The organism is Micromonospora sp. NPDC049201 (genome assembly GCF_055586805.1).
Genome location: NZ_JBVJHM010000002.1, coordinates 452,907 through 476,556 on the forward strand (window position 1 = coordinate 452,907; position 23,650 = coordinate 476,556).

Annotated in this window: 24 protein-coding genes; 14 read left to right on the forward strand and 10 right to left on the reverse strand. The window is 74.2% G+C overall.

The window, feature by feature from the left end; translation table 11 throughout:
* Window positions 1-215 precede the first annotated feature (215 nt).
* The 7 genes from ACZ6O5_RS05930 to ACZ6O5_RS05960 are packed head-to-tail and all read left to right on the forward strand — an operon-like array spanning window position 216 to window position 8,905.
* Window positions 216-1,355, forward strand: coding sequence for a hypothetical protein (locus tag ACZ6O5_RS05930; protein WP_465974716.1), 1,140 nt, complete (start codon window positions 216-218; stop codon window positions 1,353-1,355).
* Window positions 1,342-4,275 carry a sensor histidine kinase gene (locus ACZ6O5_RS05935; RefSeq protein ID WP_465974718.1) on the forward strand — a complete coding sequence of 978 codons (2,934 nt, stop codon included), beginning with the start codon at window positions 1,342-1,344 and terminating at the stop codon, window positions 4,273-4,275. The genes ACZ6O5_RS05930 and ACZ6O5_RS05935 overlap by 14 nt, the downstream gene beginning before the upstream one ends.
* On the forward strand, window positions 4,272-4,736 hold the full coding sequence (locus ACZ6O5_RS05940; RefSeq protein WP_107161362.1) for a roadblock/LC7 domain-containing protein: 465 nt from the start codon (window positions 4,272-4,274) through the stop codon (window positions 4,734-4,736). The genes ACZ6O5_RS05935 and ACZ6O5_RS05940 overlap by 4 nt, the downstream gene beginning before the upstream one ends.
* Window positions 4,733-5,185 (forward strand): DUF742 domain-containing protein, encoded by a 453-nt coding sequence (locus ACZ6O5_RS05945; protein WP_107161364.1) that lies wholly within the window; start codon window positions 4,733-4,735, stop codon window positions 5,183-5,185. Before ACZ6O5_RS05940 ends, ACZ6O5_RS05945 begins: the two co-directional genes overlap by 4 nt.
* Complete coding sequence (locus ACZ6O5_RS05950; protein ID WP_396773789.1) at window positions 5,163-5,924, forward strand: GTP-binding protein; 762 nt, start codon at window positions 5,163-5,165, stop codon at window positions 5,922-5,924. Before ACZ6O5_RS05945 ends, ACZ6O5_RS05950 begins: the two co-directional genes overlap by 23 nt.
* Before the next feature lie 44 nt (window positions 5,925-5,968).
* Window positions 5,969-6,538 carry a hypothetical protein gene (locus ACZ6O5_RS05955; protein WP_465974721.1) on the forward strand — a complete coding sequence of 190 codons (570 nt, stop codon included), beginning with the start codon at window positions 5,969-5,971 and terminating at the stop codon, window positions 6,536-6,538.
* Between the two features lie 39 nt (window positions 6,539-6,577).
* Window positions 6,578-8,905, forward strand: coding sequence for an AAA family ATPase (locus ACZ6O5_RS05960; protein ID WP_465974723.1), 2,328 nt, complete (start codon window positions 6,578-6,580; stop codon window positions 8,903-8,905).
* Between the two features lie 2 nt (window positions 8,906-8,907).
* Here the strand turns inward: ACZ6O5_RS05960 and ACZ6O5_RS05965 are convergent, their stop codons facing one another.
* Entirely contained in the window at window positions 8,908-9,201 is a 294-nt protein-coding gene (locus ACZ6O5_RS05965; RefSeq protein WP_465974725.1) for a hypothetical protein, read from the reverse strand.
* 88 nt (window positions 9,202-9,289) lie between these two features.
* On the opposite strand from ACZ6O5_RS05965, the gene ACZ6O5_RS05970 reads away from it, so the two are divergent.
* Window positions 9,290-9,481: a hypothetical protein gene (locus ACZ6O5_RS05970; protein ID WP_405091435.1), complete on the forward strand. Its 192-nt coding sequence runs from the start codon at window positions 9,290-9,292 to the stop codon at window positions 9,479-9,481.
* Between the two features lie 210 nt (window positions 9,482-9,691).
* Here ACZ6O5_RS05970 and ACZ6O5_RS05975 read toward each other — a convergent pair whose 3' ends face one another.
* The 4 genes from ACZ6O5_RS05975 to ACZ6O5_RS05990 form a co-directional block, all read right to left on the reverse strand.
* On the reverse strand, window positions 9,692-10,831 hold the full coding sequence (locus tag ACZ6O5_RS05975) for an SRPBCC family protein (RefSeq protein ID WP_465974727.1): 1,140 nt from the start codon (window positions 10,829-10,831) through the stop codon (window positions 9,692-9,694).
* A 2-nt stretch (window positions 10,832-10,833) separates the two neighbouring features.
* A complete protein-coding gene (locus ACZ6O5_RS05980) occupies window positions 10,834-11,283 on the reverse strand; it encodes a hypothetical protein (protein WP_465974729.1) in 450 nt (149 codons plus the stop codon).
* A 258-nt stretch (window positions 11,284-11,541) separates the two neighbouring features.
* Window positions 11,542-12,051: a GNAT family N-acetyltransferase gene (locus ACZ6O5_RS05985; protein WP_465974731.1), complete on the reverse strand. Its 510-nt coding sequence runs from the start codon at window positions 12,049-12,051 to the stop codon at window positions 11,542-11,544.
* A gap of 149 nt (window positions 12,052-12,200) precedes the next feature.
* A complete protein-coding gene (locus ACZ6O5_RS05990) occupies window positions 12,201-13,103 on the reverse strand; it encodes a hypothetical protein (protein WP_465974733.1) in 903 nt (300 codons plus the stop codon).
* A 143-nt stretch (window positions 13,104-13,246) separates the two neighbouring features.
* Between ACZ6O5_RS05990 and ACZ6O5_RS05995 the strand changes: the two genes are divergently transcribed.
* Window positions 13,247-13,459 carry a hypothetical protein gene (locus ACZ6O5_RS05995; protein WP_091069881.1) on the forward strand — a complete coding sequence of 71 codons (213 nt, stop codon included), beginning with the start codon at window positions 13,247-13,249 and terminating at the stop codon, window positions 13,457-13,459.
* Between the two features lie 6 nt (window positions 13,460-13,465).
* Here the strand turns inward: ACZ6O5_RS05995 and ACZ6O5_RS06000 are convergent, their stop codons facing one another.
* The 4 genes from ACZ6O5_RS06000 to ACZ6O5_RS06015 all read right to left on the reverse strand — a co-directional run bounded on the left by ACZ6O5_RS06000 (window position 13,466) and on the right by ACZ6O5_RS06015 (window position 17,039).
* Window positions 13,466-13,966 carry a DUF3263 domain-containing protein gene (locus tag ACZ6O5_RS06000; RefSeq protein WP_465974735.1) on the reverse strand — a complete coding sequence of 167 codons (501 nt, stop codon included), beginning with the start codon at window positions 13,964-13,966 and terminating at the stop codon, window positions 13,466-13,468.
* A gap of 138 nt (window positions 13,967-14,104) precedes the next feature.
* On the reverse strand, window positions 14,105-15,118 hold the full coding sequence (locus tag ACZ6O5_RS06005) for an ABC transporter permease subunit (protein WP_465974737.1): 1,014 nt from the start codon (window positions 15,116-15,118) through the stop codon (window positions 14,105-14,107).
* A complete protein-coding gene (locus ACZ6O5_RS06010; protein ID WP_405091449.1) occupies window positions 15,115-16,113 on the reverse strand; it encodes an ATP-binding cassette domain-containing protein in 999 nt (332 codons plus the stop codon). Before ACZ6O5_RS06010 ends, ACZ6O5_RS06005 begins: the two co-directional genes overlap by 4 nt.
* 140 nt (window positions 16,114-16,253) lie before the next feature.
* Window positions 16,254-17,039, reverse strand: coding sequence for a DeoR/GlpR family DNA-binding transcription regulator (locus ACZ6O5_RS06015; RefSeq protein ID WP_107161380.1), 786 nt, complete (start codon window positions 17,037-17,039; stop codon window positions 16,254-16,256).
* Between the two features lie 199 nt (window positions 17,040-17,238).
* Here ACZ6O5_RS06015 and ACZ6O5_RS06020 point away from each other — a divergent pair, with 199 nt between their 5' ends.
* From ACZ6O5_RS06020 to ACZ6O5_RS06040, 5 genes are all read left to right on the forward strand, one after another.
* Window positions 17,239-18,168, forward strand: a complete 930-nt coding sequence (locus tag ACZ6O5_RS06020; protein ID WP_465974740.1) for an SIS domain-containing protein — start codon at window positions 17,239-17,241, stop codon at window positions 18,166-18,168.
* Window positions 18,169-18,280: 112 nt separating this feature from the next.
* Complete coding sequence (locus tag ACZ6O5_RS06025) at window positions 18,281-19,213, forward strand: ROK family protein (RefSeq protein ID WP_465974741.1); 933 nt, start codon at window positions 18,281-18,283, stop codon at window positions 19,211-19,213.
* A complete protein-coding gene (gene nagA / locus ACZ6O5_RS06030; RefSeq protein ID WP_465974743.1) occupies window positions 19,210-20,319 on the forward strand; it encodes an N-acetylglucosamine-6-phosphate deacetylase in 1,110 nt (369 codons plus the stop codon). Before ACZ6O5_RS06025 ends, nagA begins: the two co-directional genes overlap by 4 nt.
* Before the next feature lie 98 nt (window positions 20,320-20,417).
* Window positions 20,418-21,071, forward strand: a complete 654-nt coding sequence (locus tag ACZ6O5_RS06035) for a hypothetical protein (RefSeq protein ID WP_465974745.1) — start codon at window positions 20,418-20,420, stop codon at window positions 21,069-21,071.
* Window positions 21,062-22,312, forward strand: coding sequence for a DUF6357 family protein (locus tag ACZ6O5_RS06040; protein WP_465974747.1), 1,251 nt, complete (start codon window positions 21,062-21,064; stop codon window positions 22,310-22,312). The genes ACZ6O5_RS06035 and ACZ6O5_RS06040 overlap by 10 nt, the downstream gene beginning before the upstream one ends.
* Here ACZ6O5_RS06040 and ACZ6O5_RS06045 read toward each other — a convergent pair whose 3' ends face one another.
* Window positions 22,313-23,581, reverse strand: coding sequence for a DUF4032 domain-containing protein (locus ACZ6O5_RS06045; RefSeq protein ID WP_465974749.1), 1,269 nt, complete (start codon window positions 23,579-23,581; stop codon window positions 22,313-22,315). It lies immediately after the preceding gene.
* Window positions 23,582-23,650: the final 69 nt, after the last annotated feature.

Sequence of the window (23,650 nt, forward strand, 5' to 3'; positions counted from 1 at the left end):
ATCAGTGCTCAAGTCGCGACTCGACGACCCGATCGGACGCTGCGTGGCGAACAACTCGACGTTCGGTCACCCCGGACGAACTGACGTGAAACCGACTGCGCGCCCCCGGTTCGCACCGCGCCCGGACCGACTAATTTTCCGGTCCGGTGCACGGGACTGCTGGCGGCGACCTCCCGGGGCATCCACCGCCCCGCCGTCGCCGGAGGAGACAGACCATGACAGTTCCCGCGCCGCGGGTGCGTCGGCGGCCCTCCGTGCCGGGCCGTGTCCTGCCCCTGCTGCTGGCGCTGGCGCTGGTCGCCCCGCTCGGGCTGCTCTTCGCGCTCGTCGACGGCACCACCACGGACGACCACGACCTGGCGTCCCGGGAGCGGCTCGGGGTCCGTTACCTGCGCGCCCTCGGGCCGGTCACCGACGCGCTGGTGGAGGCCCAGTCCACCGCCGTGGCCGGGGCGCCGGTCTCCCGCGCCTCGCTCAACGCCGCGATCGAGCAGGTGGCCGCCGTGGACACCGCCGTCGGCGACGAGCTGCGCAGCCACGAACGCTGGGCCGGGCTGCGGGCGAAGCTCGAAGGGCTGCCGGACCGGGGGCTCGCCGACCCCGAGGCCGCCTACCAGGCGTACGGCGAAGCCAACGACCTGCTGCTCGCGCTCTACCGGAAGGTACGGGAAAGCTCCGGCCTGATCCGCGACCCCCGGTCCGACACGTTCTTCCTCCAGGACGGCATCGGCGGCGACCTGCCCACCGCGACGGTGTTGGCCGGCCGGCTCGCCGACCTGGTCCGGCTGGCCGCCGCGCGTCCCGCCGCCGAACGCGCGAAGACCGGCATCGAGCTGGCCGAACTGCGGTCGTCCGCGTTCGGTCCGGCCAACGACCTGGTCGCCGACCTGCGCGTGGCGGTGGACAGCTCGGAGAGCACCGACCTGGGCGCCAACGTGCTCACCCCGCTGGACGCCTACCAGCGGTCGCTGGAGGCGTTCAGCGCCGCGGGCGGCGGCCGGGCCGCGCCGAACCCCACCCAGCTCACCGCCGCCGGGATCGCCGCCCAGTCCGCCGCCAAGCAGCTCCGCACCGTCATCCTCGACCAGCTCGACACGTTGCTGGAGGAGCGGGTGGACGCGCTCGACCGGGACCGGCTGCTGGCCCGGATCGCGGCCGGCGTGACGGTGGCGTTGCTGATCGGGCTGGCCGTGACGCTGCTCCGGCGGCCCGCCGCCGAGGCACGCCCGACGCCCGCCGAGGCCGCGCTGCCCCCGGCGGTCCGACCCGAGCCGCCGGGCGTCGACCGCCAGCCCGTCGCGGTGGGTCGGGGCGTCGAGGCCGAGCGGTGGAGGCCGTTCGATGCTGCTCGCTAGGTTGCGGATCCGGGGCAAGCTCGCCCTGCTGGTGATCATCCCGCTGCTCAGCATGGTCGGGCTGGCCGTGCCGGTGGTCGTCGACCGGGTGGCCGCCGCCGCCCGCGCCGCCGACACCGTGGAGACCGTCCGCGTGGCCAGCCGGATCGGCAGCCTGGTGCAGGACCTCCAGCAGGAACGCCTGCTCTCGATCGGGTTGCTGCTCGGCCGGGTGACCCGCACCGAGCTGATCCAGAAGTCCGCCACCGTCGACGACCGGGTCGCCGACCTGCGCGCCGATTCGCTGCCGACGCCGGTCCGCGAGTCCCTCGACGGGGTACGCCGGCTGGCCGACGTCCGGACCGCGACGCTCGGCGGCCGGGCCACGCCGGAACAGATCCTGAACACCTTCGCCCGGGTCGACCTGGCGCTGATCGAGGCGCTGCGGCTGCCGTTCCGGGTGGACACCGACACCTCGGCCGGGCGGCAGGTGCTCGCGCTGGACGCGCTGCTGCGTACCGACGAGGCGCTGAGTTCCTGTGCCACCCAGATCGTGCTGGTCCGCGCGACAGGTGATCCGCGGGTGGCCGCCTCGTACATCGCCTGCATGGCGGCGCTCGACGTGGACAACGACCGGTTCCGCAAGCTGATCACGCCGGAGCAGTTGAAGCTGGCGCTGCTGGACGACGCGGCGGTGGCGGCCCGGACCAGCCAGACGTTCCTGCGCGACAGCATCCGGGACCCGGTCGCGGCGATCGCCCCGCTGCCGCTGGACGCGCTCTTCCCCTCGGTCCGCTCGATGATCACGCTGGGCCAGTTCGTGGAGAAGAAGGTCGTCGCGGACGTCATCGCGGAGACGCGTACCGAGGAGCGGAACGCGCTGACCACGGCCTGGCTGGTCGCCGTGGCGGCGGCCGCGATCCTGCTCCTGGTGGTGCTGCTGAGCATGACGGTGGCCCGTACGGTGTCCCGGCCGCTGAGCCGGCTCACCCGGTCCGCCGAACGCGTCGCCCGGGTCGCCGAGGCGGAGCTGACCCGGGTGGCCGACGACGAGACCGAGTCGGTGCCGCCGGTACGCCTCGACCCGGTCGACGTCCGCGCCCGGGACGAGCTCGGCGACCTGGCCCGCGCGTTCGAGCGGGTGCAGCACACCGCCGCCCGGCTGGTCGAGCGGCAGGTGGCCGGCCGGCGCAACGTGGCGCAGATGTTCGGCCACGTCGGCCGCCGTACGCAAAACCTGGTCGGCCGCCAGATCGCGCTCATCGACCGGCTGGAACGGCAGGAGGTCGACCCGGGCCGGCTGGAGCACCTCTACCGGCTGGACCACATCTCCAGCCGGCTGCGCCGCAACGCCGGCAGCCTGGTGGTGCTCTCCGGGGCCACCGGCTCGGACGGCCACGTGGCCCCGGTCCCGCTGGCCGACGTGGTCCGGCTCGCGCTCGGCGAGATCGAGGACTACACCCGGGTCGACGTGCAGGTCCCGCCCGGCGTCTCGGCGGCGCCCGCGATCGCCGGCGACCTGGTGCTGGCGCTGGCCGAGCTGATGGAGAACGCCACCGCCTTCTCGCCGCCGCACACCCGGGTCGTGGTGGCCGGCGAGCTGACCGACGGGGGCGCCCGGCTCACCGTGGTGGACCACGGCATCGGCCTCACCGAGGAGCGGCTCGCCGAGGAGAACGCCCGGCTCACCCGCCGGGAGCGGCTCGACCTCGCGCCGACCGAGGTGCTCGGCCTCTTCGTGGTGGGCCGGCTGGCCCGGCGGCACGGCTGGGCCGTACGGCTGGTGGCGACCGCGGGCGGCGGGATCACCGCCGGCCTGGAGATCCCGGCCGCCTCGCTGGTGATCCGCCGGCCGGAACCGGCCGGCACCACCGTGGCGCGGGCCGTCGCGCCGACCGTGGAACGGCCTTCGGACCCCACGCCGGTGAGCCGCCCGACCCGACCGGCCGCCGGCGAGCCGGCCGGCTTCGACACGGCGCTGCTGAGCCGGGCCACCCGCAGCATCGCCAGCGGCGACTCCTGGAACGCCTTCGGCCACCTGGGCGACGACGCCGAGATGCCCGCCGCGCCGGCCCCGACCGCTCCGACCGCCCCGACCGCACCGGCCACCCGCCGGGAGACCCCGGACCCGGCCCGGGACCGCCCGGCAGCCGTCGACGAGTCGACGGACCGGGACCGCGCGACGAACGCCGGGAGGGCGGTCGCGACGTCGGCCGTCACCGGGCCGCCGGTCCAGGACTTCCGCTTCCCCACCGGCGGTCCGCCGCCCGCCTGGCCGCCGGCCACCGCACGGTCCACCACGCGGCCCACCGGCCCGGCGACACACCCCGCCGGCACCACCCCGCCGACACCGGTCGTCGGCCCGGCACCGGCCGCTCCCCCGGCCGCCGGACCGACGACCGGCCCCACCCGCACCCCGCCGCCGCGCGGGCCGCTGCCCGCCGCGCCGGGTCCGGTCGGACCGGTGACCGGCCCCGCCTACACCCCGCCGCCGCGCGGGCCGCTGCCCGCCGCGCCAGGTCCGGTCGGCCGGCCGGCCGGACCGCCCGGGAACCGGCCGATCCGGAAACGGGTGCCCGGTGCCAACCTGCCGCCCGGTCCGGTCACCGGTCCGGCCGGACCGGTAATCGGGCCGCCGTTCGGTGTTCCGGACGACCCGGCCGCCGTCCGCGCCCTGGTGGAGGCGTTCCAGGACGGGGTACGCCGGGCCGAGGACGACGGCAACCCGGCCGACCCGCCACCCGCCCGGCCCCGACTCAGCCGGCGCGTCCCGGGGGCGAACCTGACCGTCTCCGCGGTGCCGCCCGCGCCGCCGGCCAGCTCCGACCCCGGCGACCCGGTCGAGGTCCGCGACCGCATCACGGAATTCGAGGCGGGCGTCGCCCGTGCTCTGCGCGAAGTCAGTACCGACCACCGCTATGAAGAGGATCCCTCACGGTGACCAGCCCGTACCTGCACGACAACGTCGAACAGAGCGCGACCGGCGACCTCAGCCCCGAGGCGCGCACCTTCAACTGGCTGCTCGACTCGTTCACCTCCAGCACGGCCGGGGTGATGGAGGCGATCGCGGTCTCCTCGGACGGGCTGCTGATGGCCATGTCCGCGATCAAGGACCGGTCCAACGCGGAACGGCTCGCCGCCGTGGTGTCCGGCATGACCAGCCTGGCCGGTGGCGCCGCGAGCTGGTACGCGCTGGGCGGGCTCAACCGGGTCATCGTCGACATGGCCGAGGGCTACCTGCTGATCAGCGCGATCAGCAGCGGCTCGGTCCTCGGCGTGGTCGCCGACCGCTCGGCCAACCTGGGCACCGTGGCGTACGAGATGACGCTCTTCGCCGGCCGCGCCGGCGGCGCCCTGAGCCCCCGCCTGATCGCCGAGCTGAAGAACGCCGTCCAGCAATGATCCCGGGGGTCGCCGGCGAGGACCCGGAGCCGGAACCCGGCGTCCGGATCCGCCCCTTCCTGCGCGCGTCCGCCCCGGGTCCGGGACCGGACGCGGGCGACGGGGAGCAGCCGACCGGCCCACGCCCGTTCGTGCTCACCTCGGGACGGGTGGACGGCGACCCGGCGATCAGCCTGGAGACCCAGGTGACCGCGCGGCCGGGCAGCGGCTCGTGGGCGGTGACCGCCCGGCTGGCCCCGGAACTCGCGGCGATCGTCGCGATCTGTGTCGAGCCGGTGTCGGTCGCCGAGATCTCCGCCCGGACCCGGATGCAGTTCGGCGTTACCCGGGTGCTGGTCGGCGACCTGCGCGCCGCCGGTCACCTCGACGTGCACGTCGCGGACGTCGACGACGCCCTCGATCCCGATCTCATCCTGCGAGTGATTGATGGACTTCGTGCGATCTCCTGAATGGCGGGCGTCCGCCCCGGGCGGGCCGGCCGCGAACAGTGTCCCCACCCGCTACGGCAACCCGGCCCCGCTGATCGGCCGCGCCACCCCACCGCCACCGGCCGGGCCGCCGCTGCCGTACCGGCCGCCCGGCGCACCCGGCGAGCCGGCCCCGATCGTCAGCCGGGTGCCCGCGCCACGCCCGCCGATCCCGGTGAAGATCCTGATCGCCGGCGGCTTCGGCGTCGGCAAGACCACCACGGTGGGTGCGATCTCCGAGATCGCGCCGCTGACCACCGAGGCGGAGATGACCACCGCCGGGATCGGCGTCGACGACCCCGACGGGGTGCCCGGGAAGACCACCACCACGGTGGCGATGGACTTCGGCTGCGTGACCATCGACCGCAGCCTGAAGCTCTACCTCTTCGGTACGCCCGGCCAGGCCCGGTTCGGCTTCATGTGGGACGACCTGGCCCGGGGCGCGCTCGGCGCGCTGGTGGTGGTGGACAGCGCCCGGCTCGACGACTGCTACCCGGCGATCGACTTCTTCGAGCGGGCCGGGCTGCCGTTCGCCGTGGGCGTCAACGCCTTCGACGGGCGGCTGGCGCTGGACCTGCCGTCGATCCGCTGGGCGCTGGCGATCGCCGAGCACGTGCCGCTGGTGCAGTTCGACGCCCGGGACCGGCTCTCCGTACGGGACGCCCTGCTCGTCGTCCTGGACCGGGCGCTGGACCGGGCGACCCGGTCCCGGGAACGCTGAACCGCCAGCCGGTTCGGCCCGTGCGCTGCGAAGGGGTGGACGCGATGAGGGGTGATCTGGACGAGACACTGGCCCGGCTGGCGCGACGCGAGGAGGCGCAGCGCCGACGCGTGCCGCTGCCCGGCGAGCCGGTCGAGCACGCCGACACGGGCACGCCCGCCGAGCACGCCGACACGGGCAGGCCCGCCGAGCACGCCGACGCGGGCTGGCCCGCCAAGCACGCCGAGCCGGGCGCATCCGCCGGGGTCGAGCCGGTGGAGGACCGGGCGGGGCACGGCGCGTACCGGCTGCGGGGCGGCCACGCGTCGCCGCGGCGGGACCCGGTGGAGGAGGTCGCCGAGGCGGTCCGGCGGGTGGTCGCCGCGCATCGCGGGCTCGCCGTGACGCTGCGGGTGGAGCTGGGCGATCAGGCGTACCCGATGCGGGTCTCCTGGGCCGGGCCGGAGGTGACGGTGGGCCCGACGTCCACACCGGCGCCACCGCCGACCTGGCCCATGTCGGTGAAGACGGTGGCCGCCCCGGGCCACGACCCGCGCGCGACCGACCCGGCGGCCCGGCTCGCCGAGCTGATCCGCCGCGACCCCTCGCTCCTGGACCGCCCGGACCCGCACTGACCCCGGCGGGCCGTGGTGGCCGGCGGCTACTGTCGGCGGGTGGCAGAACCCGACCTGACCCTGACCGCGAGCCTGCGGCCGGCCGCGCTGGACGCCCGCCGTGGCGTCGTACGCCTCCACCCCGAGGTGCTGACCGCGTTGGCGTTGCGGCCCGGCGACCCGGTGCGGCTGACCGGCCGCCGGGTGACCGCCGGCATCGCCGCCGCCGCCGACCCGGGCACCAGCAGCGCCCTGCTGTACGCCGACGACCTGCTGCTGGGCAACCTCGGCCTGCGGGCCGGCGGCCAGGTCACGGTGAGCCCGCTGCCCTGCACCCGGGCGAGCCGGGTCACGCTGGCCGGACCGGTCGCGGTGACGGCCGCGGTCCCGCCGGAGATGCTGCGGCTCGCGTTGCTGGGCAAGATGGTCACCGCCGGCGACGACGTCTCGCTGCTGCCCCAGGACGTGCTCCCGGACGCCGCCGTGCGCGGCCTGGTCGAGGCGGCACGGCACAGTCTCGCCAGCTCCGTCGGGTACGCCTGGACGAGCACGCTGCTCAGCGTGGTGGCGGCCGAGCCGGCCACCGGCGCGCTGGTCACCATGGACACGGTGGTGGCCTGGGAACACGGCCCGGCCACCCACGGCCCCGCCGCGTCCGGCTTCACCGGCCCGACCGGCGCCCCCGTTCCGGCTGGCTCGGCTGGCTCCGGCGGCCCGACCGGTGCGGGTGGCCCGACCGGTGCGGGTGGCTTCACCGGCTCGGCCGGCTCGGCCGGCTCGGCCGGCTCGGCGGCTCCGGGAGCCGACGGCCTGCTCGGGCCCGAGGACGCGCCCGACGTGGACGAGCTGCCCGGCCTGCGCGCCCAGGCCGAGGAGCTGACCGAGCTGCTGGACCTGGGCTTCCACCACCGCGAGGTGCTGGGCCGGCTGGGCACCACGGTCGCGCTCGGTGTGCTTGTCGAAGGCCCGGCCGGCTCGGGCAAGTCGTCGCTGGTCCGCGCCGTCGCCGCTCGGGTCGGCGCGCGGGTCCGCCCGGTCTGGGCCCCCGAGCTGGCCGCGCTGTCGAACGACGCGGCGGCCCGCCGGCTGCGGGAGGCGGCCGAGGCGGTACGCGCGGGCGGGTCGGCCGTGCTGCTGGTCACCGACGTGGAGGCGCTCGCCCCAGCCGAGGATCCGGGCCCGCTGGCCACCGTGTTCCGCCAGGTGGTCGCCGAGACGGTACGCGCCGGGGCGGCGGTGGTCTGCACCACCGGACGCCCCGAGGCGGTGGACCCGGCGTTGCGCGGGCCGGACCTGCTGGCGCTGCGGATCAGTGTGCCGCTGCCCGATCCGGCGCTGCGCCGGGAGCAGTTGACAGTGCTCACCCGGCAGGTGCCGCTGGCCGGTGACGTCCGGCTGGACGAGGTGGCGGCGCGTACCCCCGGTTTCGTCGCCGCCGACCTGGCCGCGCTGGTGCGGGAGGCCGGGGTGCGGGCGGCGCTGCGGCAGAAGACGGCGGAGACGCCGACCGTGGCGATGGCCGACTTCCTCGCCGCGCGGGAGGTGGTCCGGGCGACCACGATGGCCGCGTCCACGCTGGAGCTGGCCACGGTGACGCTCGACGACGTCGGCGGCCTGCACGAGGTCAAGCAGACGTTGACCGAGTCGGTGCTCTGGCCGCTCACCTATCCGGACACGTTCGCCCGGCTGGGCGTGACACCGCCGCGCGGGGTGCTGCTCTACGGCCCGCCCGGCTGTGGCAAGACCTACCTGGTCACCGCGCTGGCCGGCTCCGGGCGCGCGAACGTGCTGTCGGTGAAGGGCGCGGAGCTGCTCTCCAAGTGGGTCGGTGAGAGCGAACGCGCGGTCCGTGAGCTGTTCCGCCGGGCCCGCGAGGCGGCGCCCACGCTGGTCTTCCTGGACGAGGTGGACGCGCTGGCCCCGGTACGCGGCCAGGCCACCGACGGCGGTACGACCGATCGGGTGGTGGCCGCGTTGCTCACCGAACTGGACGGGGTGGAGACGCTGCGCAACGTGGTGGTGGTCGGCGCGACGAACCGGCCGGAGCTGGTCGACCCGGCGCTGCTGCGTCCGGGCCGGCTGGAGCGCCTGGTCTACGTGCCGCCCCCGGACGGGGCGGCCCGCGCGGAGATCCTCCGGGCCACGGCCCGGGACGTCCCGCTCGCGCCGGACGTGGACCTCGACGCGCTCGGCGCGGAGCTGGCCGGCTTCTCCGCCGCCGACTGCGCCGCGCTGGTCCGGGAGGCGGCCCTGGCCGCGATGCGCGAGTCCCTGACCGCCAGCACCGTGACGGCGTCACACGTGGAGTCGGCCCGCACCCGCGTCCGTCCCTCGCTGGACCCCGTGCAACTGGCCCACCTGGAGTCCTACGCCGGAACCCACCACTGACCTCACCGCCCACGATTGATCCACCCGAGGAAGCGGTCGAAGAGGTCCTTCGACGCCGGCACTCCGTCGGGGTTGAGTTTCAGCAGGTCGGCGGTGGCGTCGAAGAGGCGGCCGGCCAGGTGGACCGACAGCGTGACCCGGTCACGCCGGTAGTCCATCAGCAGCAACAGGCGGGCCGGCGGGCACGGCCAAGGGGCCGCGCACACCCGGCAGAGCCAGAGCGGTCGGATCGGCACGTGCGGCCGCACGGCCCGGCGACTGCGATCGGGTACGGAGGAAGCACGCTGCGCGGTCATCCCCCGATCGTGCTCACGTTGTTAGCGATCGTCAACCCCGATCGCTGTTAACGATTATCAGACAATCGGCGATACCTACCGTCAAGGCGTGGTGGAGTTCGTGGGGATCGCTGAGATCCGAGACATGCTCGGTGGCGTCTCGCGTGCCCGCGCGTCGGTGATCGCCTCCCGGCGCGACTTTCCCGCCCCGTACCAGGTGCTCAAGATGGGCCAGATCTGGCGGAAGACAGACGTCGAGAAGTGGGTCAAGGAGCACCGCCCGGACCTGTCGTCCGACTGACCGCGGTCCGGGATCTTGGTAGAAATCGGCCCTCATAGGGGCCCTTTCGTACCAAGGTCTCCCTCATGGACGCGAGCGGGGGCAGGGTGGGGGCGGGGGTGGTCAGTCGGTGGGGAGGAGCGGTCTCCACCACGTCGGCGAGCGCGCCCCCCGCGCCGCCGCCGGCAGTGCGTTCCAGCGCGCTGCCCGGCTGGTCGACCGTCGCCACGCTCATTCGCCACGCTCCTCACGGCGACGCCTGACAACCGGCCGGCGAGGTGCCTCGGGAGCACGCCGGGCCCGTTCCTCCCGCGGTTCCCGCTCCTCGCGCTGCGGGCGGCGGGCCCGCTCCGGCTGACGGCGGCGCGGCGGCGGCTGCTCCTCCACCGGCTCCTCGTCGTACTCCTCGTCGTCGAAGTCGTCGCCGGCGTCGTAGTCGTCGTACTCCTCCTCCTCGACCGGGCGGCGGCGCTGCGGCGGACGGCGGCGGCCACGCTCGGCGGGCTCCTCGTCACGGCCCGGCTCCGGCTGCGGGCCGCCCTCCTGCTCCTCACGGAGCGCGGTCTCGTGATCCTTGACCACCTGGGAGTCCTGGATCTCGCCGCGCCAGCCCATGACCGAGTCCGGGTCGAGCATGGTCTCGGTCATCACGTGCCGGACGAAGTGCTTCAGCTCCAGCCGGACCCGGCGGCCCTGCGCGCGCCACAGGTTGCCGGTGTGCTCGAAGAGGCCCTGCGGGTGGTACTCCAGGACGACCAGGATGCGGGTCAGTTCCGGGGCGACCTCGTGGAAGCTGACCGTGCCGTCGACCGAGCCCTTCTCGCCCTTGGACCGCCAGTGGACGAGCCGGTCCGGGATCTGCCGGACGATCGTCGACTCCCAGGTGCGGTGCGACCAGAGGACCTGCGCCTTCCAGGTCATCTTCTCGTCCTCGTCGTTGTCGGCCTGCTCGACCTTCTTCATGAAGCTCGGGAAGTCGCCGAACGTGGTCCACTGGTTGTACGCGACCCGGACCGGCACGCCGACCTCGATGGTCTCCACGATGTTGGTGACCTTGAGCTTCTTGCCGCCGCCCTTGCCACCCTTGCCGCCGCCGAACGCCGACATCAGCTTCTCCTTACCGCCGGCCAGGCCGGCATGGAACATGGCCTTCAGCGGGGAGTGGCCGTCGGCGAGCTTCTGCGCGCCGGTGGCCGCGGCGACCAGGCCGGGGCCGCCGCCCTGCTTCGCGTACTCGCTGAGTCGCCCGGTGGCGCCGGTGACCCGCTCGGTCACCACCTGCACGGCGCGCTCGCCGATCGCGGAGGCGAGGTTGCGCAGCTCGCCGCCGATCTGGTCGCGGGCCCGGTCGGTGAGTCCGGCGGGGGGCATGGTCACCGCCCCCGTCGCCGGCGCGCGGGGGCCGGCTGCTCGTCGTAGTCGGCCTCGTCGTCGGCCCCGGGCTGCTCGTCCAGTTCCGGCTCCTCGTCGGGCGCCGACCGCCGGCCGTCCGCGGACTGCTCGCCGGACCCGGCGGAACGACGGCGCAACGAGTCGGCGCTGCCACGCAGCCGGCCGCTGACCGCGTCGATGCCGCTGCCGGCGGCGGCGGTCGCGGCGGCCCGGCCGGCGGTGACCAGCGGCGCGCCGAGCCGGGAGAGGTTGGCCAGTTGCGGGTTCGACCCGAGCAGGCCGGTGGCCATCTGCTTGAGACCGCCGGGATTCTGGCTGGCCCGGCCGGCGGCCACGGCGGCGGCCAGGGTGAGGGCCGTCCGCAGCTTCCTGCGCCGGCCGATGACATATCCGAAACCGACCGCCAGGGCGATCCGAGCTCCGCTCTTCATCAGTTCTCCTTCGCTCCCCGGCGGAGGGACACCTCATGCGTGGAGCAGGCCCGGAAAAAAAGCTGCCGAGGATCAGCAGAAAGGGGGCCTGCGGCCGGTGTCCCGCATCAGCGGACCCGGCGGGCAGTACCCGCCATGCCATTCACAAAACATTTCTTCGGCGAACTGGAAGCGCTGCCTAAAAAGGGCGAAACTTCGCATCGAAACGCGAAGGAGCAGGGAGTACGCGCGAACGTTGTCGCGCGGCAAGCAACGGCCTCAGTGGGTCGGGAGGGCCGAATCCAGACACATTCGAGCGGACAGCTTTCCGCCTTCTTCGTGCAATTCCGCGCCGCATTTACGAAGGACGGAAATAGCCCCGGCATTATCCGGCGTCGTATCGGCGACGACCGTGCGCATGCCGGCCGCCGCGGCGGCGTGCAGCAGCTCCCGCAGCGCGGCGGCACCCAGCCCGCGCCCGCGCGCCGACCGGCCCAACCACATGCCGGTCTCCACCGTCCCCGGCTCGTCCCGACGGGTCATCCGCACCATGCCGACCACCTCGCCGCCGGACACGATCGCGTACATCAGGGTGCGGGTCGGGCCGTCCAGGCCGCCGAAGCTGGCGCGGTGGAACTCCCGGAACGCGTCCCGGCGGGCCAGCGACCAGCCGGCCGGGGCGTCCACCGGAGGCATGACGTCCTCCGGTTCCGCCTCCGCCGCCGCTACGGAGAGCAACGGTTCCAGGTTCCGCTCGTCCACCGGCTCCAGCCGTACCGCACCCGTCACCAGCCGGAGTCTGCCGGCCGTTCCGGCGCACGTCCACCCCTTTGCCGACTCATTGCCGGTACGGCGGAGCGGGTCGACCGGTCGTACCCCCGGGGTGTTCCGCCTCACGCTCCGTTGTCATCCGACCGGTTCTTCCGGCGTGAGCGTGCTCACCTCAGGGGCCCGAACTCACAGAGCGCCACCGTGGCGTCGTCGGACCGCTTCCGGCGGCGCAGCCGGTCCGGGTGGTCCCGCTCGGCCGCCCGGACCCGGTCGACCAGCCCTTCCGGCCCTTCCACGGTCACCACCTCCAGGAGGCCGGCCCAGTCGAAGAGGCCGAACTGCTCGACCGCGCACGACGCGCCGTCACTGAGCAGCACCGCCCGGCGCAGCGCGTTCGGCCCGCGCAGCGGCACCGTCCCGGTCACCGCGTGGTACGCCGCGTCCGGGTCGCCGGCCGCCGCCCAGTAGCCGTGACTGCGGTTCATCCGGGTGCGCTGCACCGTCACCGCGCGCCGGAACCGGGTCGCCGGGTCGACCCCACCGTCGGGCAGCGCGGCGGCGGTCCGACGCAGGTCGGCCAGCGCGTTCGCCAGCCGGTCGTCGGTGACCACGTCGATGCCGCCGCCGGTGTCGAGCACCAGCGGACTGTCGCAGAGGACCAGGTAGTCGACCTGGTCACCACCGCAGCGCAGCAGGCAGACGGTGGACGACGGGGTGCCGGGATGGTCCAGGTCGCAGGTGTTGCCGTGATCCGCCCGCACCGCCAGGATCGCCGCCGCCAGGCTGCTCATCAGCGTGGCCGCGGGGCGGGCCGCGACCGCCAGGCCGATCCGGGCGGCCAGGTGCCGGACGTACCACGCCGGGCCGTGCACGCAGCCGGTGTCGAAGCCGTCCGGCACGGTGGCCCCGTCGAGGACGCCGACGAGCGGGCCGAACCGGAAGACCACGTCCTCGTTCTCCGGCCGCCCCGGGGCCGGGTCGGACACGGAACGCACCCGCATCATCGGTGCCTCACCGACCGGCCGGGCCGTCCCGCTGCCGGTCGCGTACCGGCGGTCCGGTGCTCCCATCGCCCCACTCCCTCCGTCGCCGCCCGCCGCCTTACCCGGCCCTCGCACGGCCATGCGACGCATCCCGGCAACTCTCCGTCATCGGGCCGGTGCTGGCGGTAGCGTCGGGAGCGACCGATCGGACCGGGGACAGGGGGATCACCATGTTGGAGCGGTTGCACGAGTCGGGAATCCGGGCGGAACACGCCTATCTCGCCGGGTTCGTCAGCATCGGACTCTCATTCACGAGCTGGTTCCTGTCCAAGAGCCTGGAACGCGCCGGCGTGGACCGGGCGGACCGCTGGGGCATCTTCATCGGCGAGTGGGCGCCGACGTTCTTCGCCATCGGCAACGGGCTGCGCTCGTACGAGAAGTGAGGCCGGTCAACGCCGCCGGTTGCGGGCCCGCGACGAGCGGAGCCGGCGCAGCCGGCCGATCAGCACCGGCTCGGCCGCCAGCGCGGCGGGATGATCCAGCAGCCCGTTGAGAAGCTGGTAGTAGCGGGTCGCGGAGAGGCCGAACGTGTCCCGGATGGCCTGCTCCTTGGCGCCGGCGTGCTTCCACCACCGTGACTCGAAGGCGAGGATCCGCAGCTCCCGCTCAGTGAGCCCCATGCTCTCCACCGAGGGCGCGCTCTCCACCGACGGCGCGGGCTCGGGCTCCACCGACGGCGCGGGCTCGGGCTCCACCGACGGCGCGGGCTCGGGCTCCACCGACGGCGCGGGCCCGGTCGGCGGCACGGACTCGGTCGGCGGTACCGACTCGGCGGGGGGCGCGGTGCGGGGCGGGGGGACGGCGGCGCCGGGCGCCGCCCGCGTACTCCCGACGGGTGGTGGTGGGTCGGACCGCCCGGCGGCGGTCCGGTCCGTGGCGTCGGCGGACATGGTGCTCCTCTCCGACGGCGACTGACCGGCGCGGAAGACGCGCCGGCCGGGGAGACCCCAGCGTAGCCAGGGCCGTCCCCGGCCGCATCGTCCCGCGCGGTCCGCGCCGCCGGCGTCCGGCCGGCGGCGCGGAGAACGTCAGGCGACGTCCCGCCGACGCATCGTCCAGAACGCGGCGACCAGGGCCACCACGACGCCGATGCCGAACACCACCGCCGACTGCTGCCAGGTGACCACGTACTTCGCCGGCTCGCAGGCGCCCCGGGCGAACTCGCAGGTGTCGTAGTCGAACAGCTCCGCCTGCTTCATGAACCACGACTGGGCGTACGTGGAGAGCACGTAGCGGTCGCCGAACGGCACCGACAGCACGCCGACCGCGATCCGGATGCCGACCTCGCTGACCGCGAACAGCGCCACCGCCGCGCCCAACGCCATCGCGGTGTGCCGACCCAGCGAGGCGAGCGCGAACGCGACCGCGCCGACGACCAGGATCAGCGCCACGGCGCGCAGCCCGTCCAGCCCGATCGAGCGCCACACCCCGGCGGTCATCTTCGCGGTGGTGCCCCGCTGGGTGCCGATCAGCCAGAACACGGCCGTCCACAACGCGCCGAGCACGACGCTCAGCCCGAGCACGGTGGTGAGCAGCGCGGCCAGCTTGGTGCCCAGCACGGCGAGCCGTTTCGGCCGCCAGAGCAGCAGGTTCATCATCCCGCCGGTGTTCCACTCGGCGCCCACGAAGGAGGCCCCGACGATGAACGCGAAGAGCCCCACCGCGCCGGCGAACACGGCGATGAACGTGGGGAACTCGGCCCGGAAGTCGAACTGGTAGGGCAGGTTCCACTTCGGGTCGAACATCTCCGGCTGCGGCTGGTAGTCCTTGCCGCAGTTCGGGCCGTAGCGCTCCTCGGTCTGCTCGCCGCGGGCCTGGGCGGCCTCGCACTCGGTGACGCTGCGCTTCCACTCCTCGACCGACTTGCGGTACTGCGCGGCGGAGTCGGCCTGCGCGGCGGCCACCACCTCGGGCGAGAGCTTGTGACTGGAGAAGCTGAACGCGGTGGCCACGGTGGCGAGCCCGACCACCAGCAGGACGAGCAGCAGGCGGGTGACCCGGCGCTTGGTGAGCCGGCGCAGCTCGGTGACGAACAGGCTCATGCGCCCCAACCTCCTGCGGTGCCGGTCTGGTCGACCTTGGCGGACTGATCGACCTGACGGTTCTGGCCGGGGACCGGCGCGGTGGCGGTCAGTTCGAGGAAGACGCTCTCCAGGTCGACCGCGACCGGGGTGAGCTCGCTGACGTACAGGTCCTGCTCGGCGAGGAGCCGGCTGACCACTGCCGGCTTGTCCACGCCGGACAGCATCAGGTGGTCGGCCTCGGCGGCGACGCGGATCCCGGACCGGGTCAGCGTCTCCTCGGCCCGGGGCAGGTCGGCGACCGCCTCCAGGCGTACCCGCACGGCGCCCTGGGAGTGCGCGGCGAGCACCTGCTCGACCGGCCCGAAGGCGACCCGCCGGCCGAGCGAGATGATGGTGACCGAGTCGCAGATGAGCTGGATCTCGCCGAGGATGTGGCTGGAGAGCACCACGGTCATGCCGGATTCGGCCAGCTCCCGCATGAGCCGGCGCATCTCCCGGATGCCGCCCGGGTCCAGGCCGTTGGCCGGCTCGTCCAGGATCAGCAGCTTCGGGTCCTTGAGCAGCGCGGACGCCACGGCGAGCCGCTGCTTCATGCCGAGCGAGTAGGTCTTCACCCGCTCGCCGGCCCGGTCGCGCAGGCCGACCAGCTCCAGCACCTCGTCGACTCGCCGCTTCGGCAGCTCGCCGGCCTGGGCGAGCAGGCTCAGCGTGTCCCGCGCGGAGAAGTGCGGGAAGAACTGCGGGCTCTCCACGATGGCGCCGACCTGACCGGCGACCGCCGGCAGCGACCGCGGCAGCTCCTGGCCGAGGATGGCCATCCGGCCGCCGTTGGGCCGGATCAACCCGAGCAGCGTACGCAGCGTGGTGGTCTTGCCGGAACCGTTCGGGCCGAGGAAGCCGTGCACCTGGCCGGCCTCGACCCGCATGTCGAAGCCGTCGAGCGCGTGGCGGACCCCGCGTTTCCGGCTCCGGTACGTCTTACGGAGACCCTCGATCTCCAGGACAGCCGACACAGCTGACCTCCCCCGATGTAGGTGACAGCGACACCATACGCGGTATGCACCGGAAGGCAATACCCGGTATGCAGGATCAGCGTGTCAGGCGGGGAAGCCGCCTCTACCGGAGGCGTTAAGAGGGGGCCCGGCCTTAACCCTCAGGCGCAGACGACGTGCACGCCGGCGTCGCGGAACGCCTGCACCACGTCCGGGGCCGCGCCGGAGTCGGTCACCAGCGTCTCCACCCGGTCCACCGGGCAGATCCGGGCGAACGCGTGCCCGCCCAGCTTCGACGAGTCGGCGATCACCACGACCCGCTTGGCCCGGGCCACCATCAGGCTGTTCATGGCCGCCTCGCCCTCGTGGTGTGCGGCGGCGCCGAGCTGCGGGTCGATCGCGTCCACGCCGAGCAGCGCGACGTCGAGCGTGACCTCGCGCAGCAGCGCCCCGCCCAGCGGGCCGACCAGCTCGAACGACTTCGGCCGGACCACGCCGCCGGCCACCACCACCTTCATCCGCGAGCGCACCAGCAGCTCGTTGGCGATGTTCAGCGCGTTGGTGACCACGGTGAGCTGGGCGCCCTCGGCGCTGGTGTTCAGATCCGGGCGGACGGCCAACGCGCGGGCCACCTCGGTGCTGGTGGTGCCGCCGTTCAGGCCGACCACCGTGCCCGGGGAGACCAGCGCGGCGGCGGCGGCCCCGATCCGCTGCTTCTCCGCCGAGTGCTTGGCGGTCTTGTAGCGCAGCGGCAGGTCGTACGAGACGCCGTTGGCGACCGCGCCACCCCGGGTCCGGGTGATCATCTGCTGCTGGGCGAGCTGGTCGAAGTCCCGCCGGATGGTGGCCTGGGAGACCGCCAGCCGCTCGGCCGCCTCCTCGACGCTGACCCGGCCGCTGTCGGTCAACATCTCGAGCAGTGCGTTCCAACGCGCGTAGCGGTCCACCGCGGGGCCCTCCCCTGACTGTGCACGTACGGTGATTGGTTGCGTGCACAGTAGTGCGCGAAACTACGTCTGCGCAAAACCCTGGCCTGCGCGAATGAGGAGACGGTTGCCACGCCCGCCCCACTTCGCGCAGAATGGCGCGCGAAAGAAGGCCCTATCGCGCCGTATTGCGCAAGGTCTCCCCCGGCGAGGAGTTGTCATGCCGTACGTGCACGCGGAGATCGCGAGCCAGCCCGACTGCTGGCGCGAGGCGGCCCGGCTCGCGCCGACAGTCGCCGACCACCTGCCGCGCTCCGGCGAGCGGGTCGCCGTGGTCGGCTGCGGCACGTCGTGGTTCATGGCCGCGGCGTACGCGGGCCTGCGCGAGCAGGCCGGTCAGGGCGAGACCGACGCGTTCCAGGCCAGCGAGTTCCCCACCGGCCGGCGCTACGACCGGCTCATCGCGATCACCCGCTCCGGCACCACCACCGAGGTGCTCGACCTGCTCGCCGCGCTGCGCGGGCGGATCCCCACCACGGTCCTGGTGGGCGACCCGGCCTCACCAGCCGTGTCGCTTGCCGACGCCACCGGCGCGCTGCCCTTCGCCGACGAGCGTTCGGTGGTGCAGACCCGCTTCGCCACCACCGCGCTCGCGCTGCTCCGCGCCCACCTCGGCGAGGACCTCGGCCGGCTGGCCGCCGACGCCGAGGTGGCCATCCGGGCGCCGCTGCCGATCGACCCGGCCCGCATCGAACAGGTCACGTTCCTCGGTCGCGGCTGGACGGTCGGGCTGGCCCAGGAGGCCGCGCTGAAGTGCCGCGAGGCGGCCACGTTCTGGGCCGAGGCGTACCCCGCAATGGACTACCGCCACGGCCCCATCTCGATCGGCGCCCCGGGCCGGCTGGTCTGGGCGTTCGGCGGCATCCCGGACGGGCTGGCCGAGGACGTGGCGGCCACCGGCGCGGCGTTCGTGCACAGCCGTACGCACGGCTGCCGCACGGTGCTGACGAGCTGGGCGGCCGGCCGCAACCCGGTCGACCCGATGGCCGACCTGATCCTGGCCCAACGGTTCGCCGTGGCGCTGGCCACCAGCCGCGGCCTCGACCCGGACGCGCCCCGCCACCTGACCCGGTCCGTGGTTCTGGCATGAGCGAACGCACCGAGCGCAGCGAGGGCCGCGAGCGCATGCCCGACCGGCACGGCATGAGCGAACGCACCGAGCGCAGCGAGGGCCGCGAGCGCATGCCCGGCTGGCAGACGGCGTGAGGGCGCGCGACGAGGTCGTCGTCGCGCTGGACGTGGGCGGCACCGGGATGAAGTGCGCCCTGGTCCGGCCGGACGGCGCGACCGTGCACACCGAGCGGCACGCCACCGCCGCGCAGCGCGGGCCGGACGCCGTGGTCGGCACCATCCTCGACGTGGCCGAAGGGCTGGCCGACAAGGCCCGCGCCGACGGGTTCACGCCGGTGGCCTGCGGCATCGCCGTGCCGGGCGTGGTCGACGAGGCCCGGGGCGTGGCGGTCTGGTCGGCGAACGTGGGCTTCCGGGACGTACCGCTGCGGGACCTGGCGGCCACCCGCCTGCGCCTGCCCGCGGCGCTCGGCCACGACGTGCGGGTCGGCGGCCTGGCCGAGGCTCGCCTCGGCGCCGGCCGGGACGCCGGTCACGTGCTCTTCGTGGCGATCGGCACCGGCATCGCCGCCGCGCACGTGGTCGACGGGTCGGCCGCCGCCGGCGCGCACGGCGCCGCCGGGGAGATCGGCCACATCCTGGTACGCCCCGACGGCCCGCGCTGCGGCTGCGGTCGGGTCGGCTGCCTGGAGGCGGTGGCCTCGGCCTCGGCGATCGGCCGCCGCTACACCGAGTTGGCCGGCGCGCCGGCGACCGCCGCCGAGGTGGTCGACCGGGCGGCGTCCGGTGACCCGCTCGCCGGCACGGTCTGGCGGGAGGCGGTCGAGGCGCTCGCCGACGGCCTCGCCACCGGGCAGGCGTTGTACGACGTGGCGACCGTGGTGATCGGCGGTGGGCTGGCCCAGGCCGGTCCCCGGCTGTTCGACCCGCTGCGCGACGCGCTGCGCGAGCGGTTGACGTTCCACCGCGAGCCGCGCCTGGTCGCGGCGGCGCTCGGCGACGAGGCCGGTTGCCTCGGCGCCGCCCTGCTGGCCCTGGACACCCTGTCGAAGGAGAGTCGATGACCCGGCGTGTGACCGGCAAGGTGGTGACCCCGACCGGGGTCATCCGGCAGGGCTGCGTGGAGGTCCGGGACGACCGGATCACCGCGGTCGCCGACTACCCCTCGGTACGCGACGGGCACTGGATCGTGCCCGGCTTCGTGGACATGCACACCCACGGCGGCGGCGGGCACACGTTCACCACCGGCGACCCGGAGTCGGCCCGGCAGGCCGCCGCGTTCCACCTCGACCACGGCACGACCACGCTGCTGGCCAGCCTGGTCAGCTCCCCGTTCGCGCTGATGCGCGACGCCACCGCCGCGTTCCGGCCGCTGGTCGAGGCGGGCGTGCTCGCCGGCCTGCACTTCGAGGGCCCCTACCTGTCGGCGGACCGCTGCGGCGCGCAGAACCCGGAGTTCCTCCGCGACCCGTCCACCGCCGAGCTGACCGAGCTGATCGAGCTGGGCGGCGGCGCGGTGCGGATGGTCACGATCGCGCCGGAGCGGGACGGGGCCACCGAGGCGATCGAGCTGCTGGTGGCGAACGGCGTGGTGGCGGCCGTCGGGCACACGGACGCCACCTGGGCGCAGACCCGCGCGGCGGTGGCCGCCGGCGCGAGTGTCGGCACCCACCTGTTCAACGGGATGCGCCCGGTGCACCACCGTGAGCCCGGCCCGGTGGTGGCGCTGCTGGAGGCCCCGAACGTGGTCTGCGAGCTGGTCGCCGACGGCGTGCACCTGCACGACGGCATGCTCGGCTTCGCCAGCTCGGTGGCCGGCCCGGAGCGGGCCGCCCTGATCACCGACGCGATGGCCGCCGCCGGCATGCCCGACGGCGAGTACGAGCTGGGCGGCCAGGCGGTCACCGTGACCGGCGGCGAGGCCCGGCTCAGCCGGGACGGCGCCATTGCCGGTAGCACGCTCACCATGGACGCCGCGCTGCGGCACGCGGTCGGCGCGGGCGTCACGCTGCCCGACGCGGTCCGGATGGCCGCCACCACCCCGGCCCGCGCGCTCGGGCTGGGCGACCGGGTGGGCGCGCTCCGGGCCGGGCTGCGCGCCGACCTGGTGGTGCTGGACGACGACCTGAACGTGGTGCGGGTGATGCGCGCCGGCGAGTGGGTGCGGTAGGCGGCCGGTCGCCCGGCGGGCCGGCACGCGCCGCACACCTATGATCGGGATCTGCTCCGCCACGCCGGTGGAGTTGTCCCGACTGAGCGAGGACACAGATGGCCCGCCCGTACCATCCCGGACCGAAGCAGTTCGTCTTCGCGGCCGGAGACGGCAACGACCAACCCGTCTCGGTGGATGACCCGCAGGAGGCGTACGAGGCGTTCTCCGCGTTCTTCCGGGGTCGCGAGGCCGACACCTACACGATCAGGGACAAGGCGGCGGGGCAGCGGCTGGTGCTCATGCCCCGGCGGGGGGCGATCTCCCGCTTCGCGGACGCGGACCCACCCCGCTCGGCGCACCTCCTGGTCGACCGGGGCAACCGCTACCTGCCGAGCGCCATGCTGTTCTTCGAGAACGGATACGCCGGCCTCGACTACTTCGGGCAGTGGCTCCCCGACCCCGCCGACCTCGACGCGTCACCGGAGACCCGCGGCGCCGCCCGCGCCGCCATGTTCGCCACGGAGGCGGCGGCGATCGGCGAGGTCGGCCGGATCTGGGCGGATTCCGGCATCGTCGACCCGACCGACAGGTACCACGTCTTCTTCGAGTCGCAGGATCTCGACGACGACCGGGCCGAGCGGGCCGAACTGCTCCAGTTGATCGCATTCCTCGGTCTCGAACGCGTCGACGCCCCGGCCGGGGCCCGCGAGGGCGAGGTCTGGGTGCGTACCGAGCCACGACTGGACGCCGAATGTGCCCGGTGGGCGTGAACGAGTCCACGCCAGACATCGTCTTCGCGCGTGGCGGCTGGATCCCGAGCGTGGTCCACGAGGACGGCGAGCTGAGGCTCATGCTCGGCGCCGGGGCCGACGCCAACCACGAGCCCCGCACGTTCACGTTCCCGATCTCCGAGGCCCATCTCACGGTGATCCGGGACGACCTGGCCCGGCACCTGCTGCTCTGGAGCGCGGTCCTTCCACTGTGCGACGCCGCCGGGACCCGGGGTCGGCTCGACGCGGACGCCGCCGTCGCGCTCCTGGACCCGGTCCTGCTCGCCCCGCCCGGGGACGTCGACGCGCTGTTCCGGCGCATCCCGTGGGAACGGAGCCGGCTCGTCGCCCACGGTGCCGACCTCGGTCTCCTGGAGCGCGGTCGGGTCTGCGAGGCGATGCGCGCGGCGACGGAGGCGCCGAACGAGAGGCGCGCTCAGGAGCATCACGCGAACCGGCGTCGCGCCGAACGCGGAGTCGTCCTCGGGCCGCTCGACGCGGGGGTCCTGCGGTACACCGGCCAGTACCTGCACGGCGCGACGATTCCCCGACGGCTGCCCGAGGCCGTCGACCCGGCGCTGCTGCCGCAGGTCATGCACGTGATCGCGACCGCCGAGCAGGCGTGCGCGGGGATGCGGATCGGCCTCGACCCGCGGCGGGGGAACCGGGGCACGGACAAGCGCGACTGGGATGCGATGGCGGCGACGGTCGAGGCCGCGGTGCGCCGCGCACATCCCGGGCTCGCCGATGACGCGGTGCGTACGGTCAGCTTCCTGATGTGTTCGGAGGCCGCGGCCCGGTCGCGGAACGCCCCGGTGGAGGACGGCGACGCCGCGCCCGACGAGGGCGCGGGAAAGACGGCCCTGTCGTTCACCGACGACAAGGGTGGCGAGAAGACGTGGCGACGGGACGGTACGCGTACCGCCTCCGCCGAGTTCTGGCAGTTCGTCGCCGACCGCTCCGCCGGGGACAACGAGGTGTTCACCATCGAGGACGAGGAGATGGGCGAGGGGATCCAGTTGCACTTCTACGCGGACTCCATCGCCCGGATCACCACCGTGCGGCCCGGGGAGGTCGGCTCGGATCCGCAGTACCGGGTCGAGTACCGCCTGGTCGACGGCATCGGCGGGTACCGGGAGCTGGTGAGCGCCTTCGTCCGTGGCGGCTACGCCGCACTCGACCGGCACGGCCCCTGGGTGTCGGACGTCGCCGAGTTCGAGCGCTCGCGTCGTCGACGGTAGTCAGGGCGTCGGGGTGGGGACCTCGACGCCCAGCACGGCCTGCTCGTCCGGGCGGTGCACCAGCACGTCGGCCAGGTAGGAGTGGACGGCCCGGCGCATCCCGACGTCCCGGCCGGCCTGTTCGGAGAGCAGCCACTTGTGCTCGATGATCTGGGCGAACAGCTCCTGCGGCTCCAGCTTGCGCCGCAGGTGCGCCGGCACCGCCCGGACCACCGGCTCGAAGACCTCGGTGAGCCAGCGGTGCGCCGCCTGCTGCTCGTCGGTCAGGTCGCTCTCCACCCGGTAGGCGTCCAGGTCGTTGAGGAGCTTGCGGGCCTGGTTCTCCTCGGCGTCCAGGCCGGTGAGCCGCAGCAGCCGGCGGGTGTGGTAGCCGGCGTCGACCACCTTGGGCCGTACCAGGTAGCGCCCGTTGTCGACGGTCGACAGCGCCACCTCGGCCACGTCGAAGCCCAGCTCGTTGAGGCGGCGGATGCGGCCCTCGATGTCGTGCCGGGCGGCGCGCTCGACCTGCTGCTCGTAGGTGATCTCGTGCCAGAGCCGCTCGTAGCGCCGGACGACCTCCTCGCAGACCACCTCCGGGTCGATCGACTCGTGCAGCAGGCCGGCGGCCTGGAGGTCGAGCGCCTCGCCGAAGATGTTGACCCGGGCGATCTCCAGGTCCTCGCCGCGCTGGCCGTTGGAGAGCGACGGGTGCAGCGCCCCGGTCTCGGCGTCGACCAGGTAGGCGGCGAACGCGCCCGCGTCCCGGCGGAACAGCGTGTTCGACAGCGAGCAGTCGCCCCAGAAGAACCCGGTCAGGTGCATCCGCACGATCAGCGCGGCGAGCGCGTCGAGCAGCCGGTTCATCGTCTCCGGGCGCAGCGTGTTGGAGAACAGCGCGCGGTAGGGCAGCGAGAACTGGAGGTGCCGGGTGATCAGCACCGGGTCGAGCGGCTCGCCGTCGTCGGTCTGCCGGTCGGCCACGATCGCGATCGCCTCGACCGACGGGAAGTCGATCCGCTCCAGCGCCCGCAGCAGGTCGTACTCGCGTTCGGCGACCCGCTCGCCGGTCTCCTTCACCGCGTAGACGAAGCCGCCGAGCCGGACGAACCGCACGATGTGCCGGGAGATGCCCTGGGGCAGCGCCACCAGGTGCTCGGCAGGCCACTGCTCCAGCGGGGTCGACCAGGGGAGGTCGAGCAGCGCCGGGTCGACGAGGGCCGAGGTGATCCGCACGGCAACCAGTGTGACCGCTGACCCGGCGGAGCGCTTCCCTTCGTGGTTCGGCACACAACCGCCGATGCCCGGCCGCCGTCGCCGGCCGGTAGCGTGGTCGCGTGCGCCAGACCTCAGGGGTAC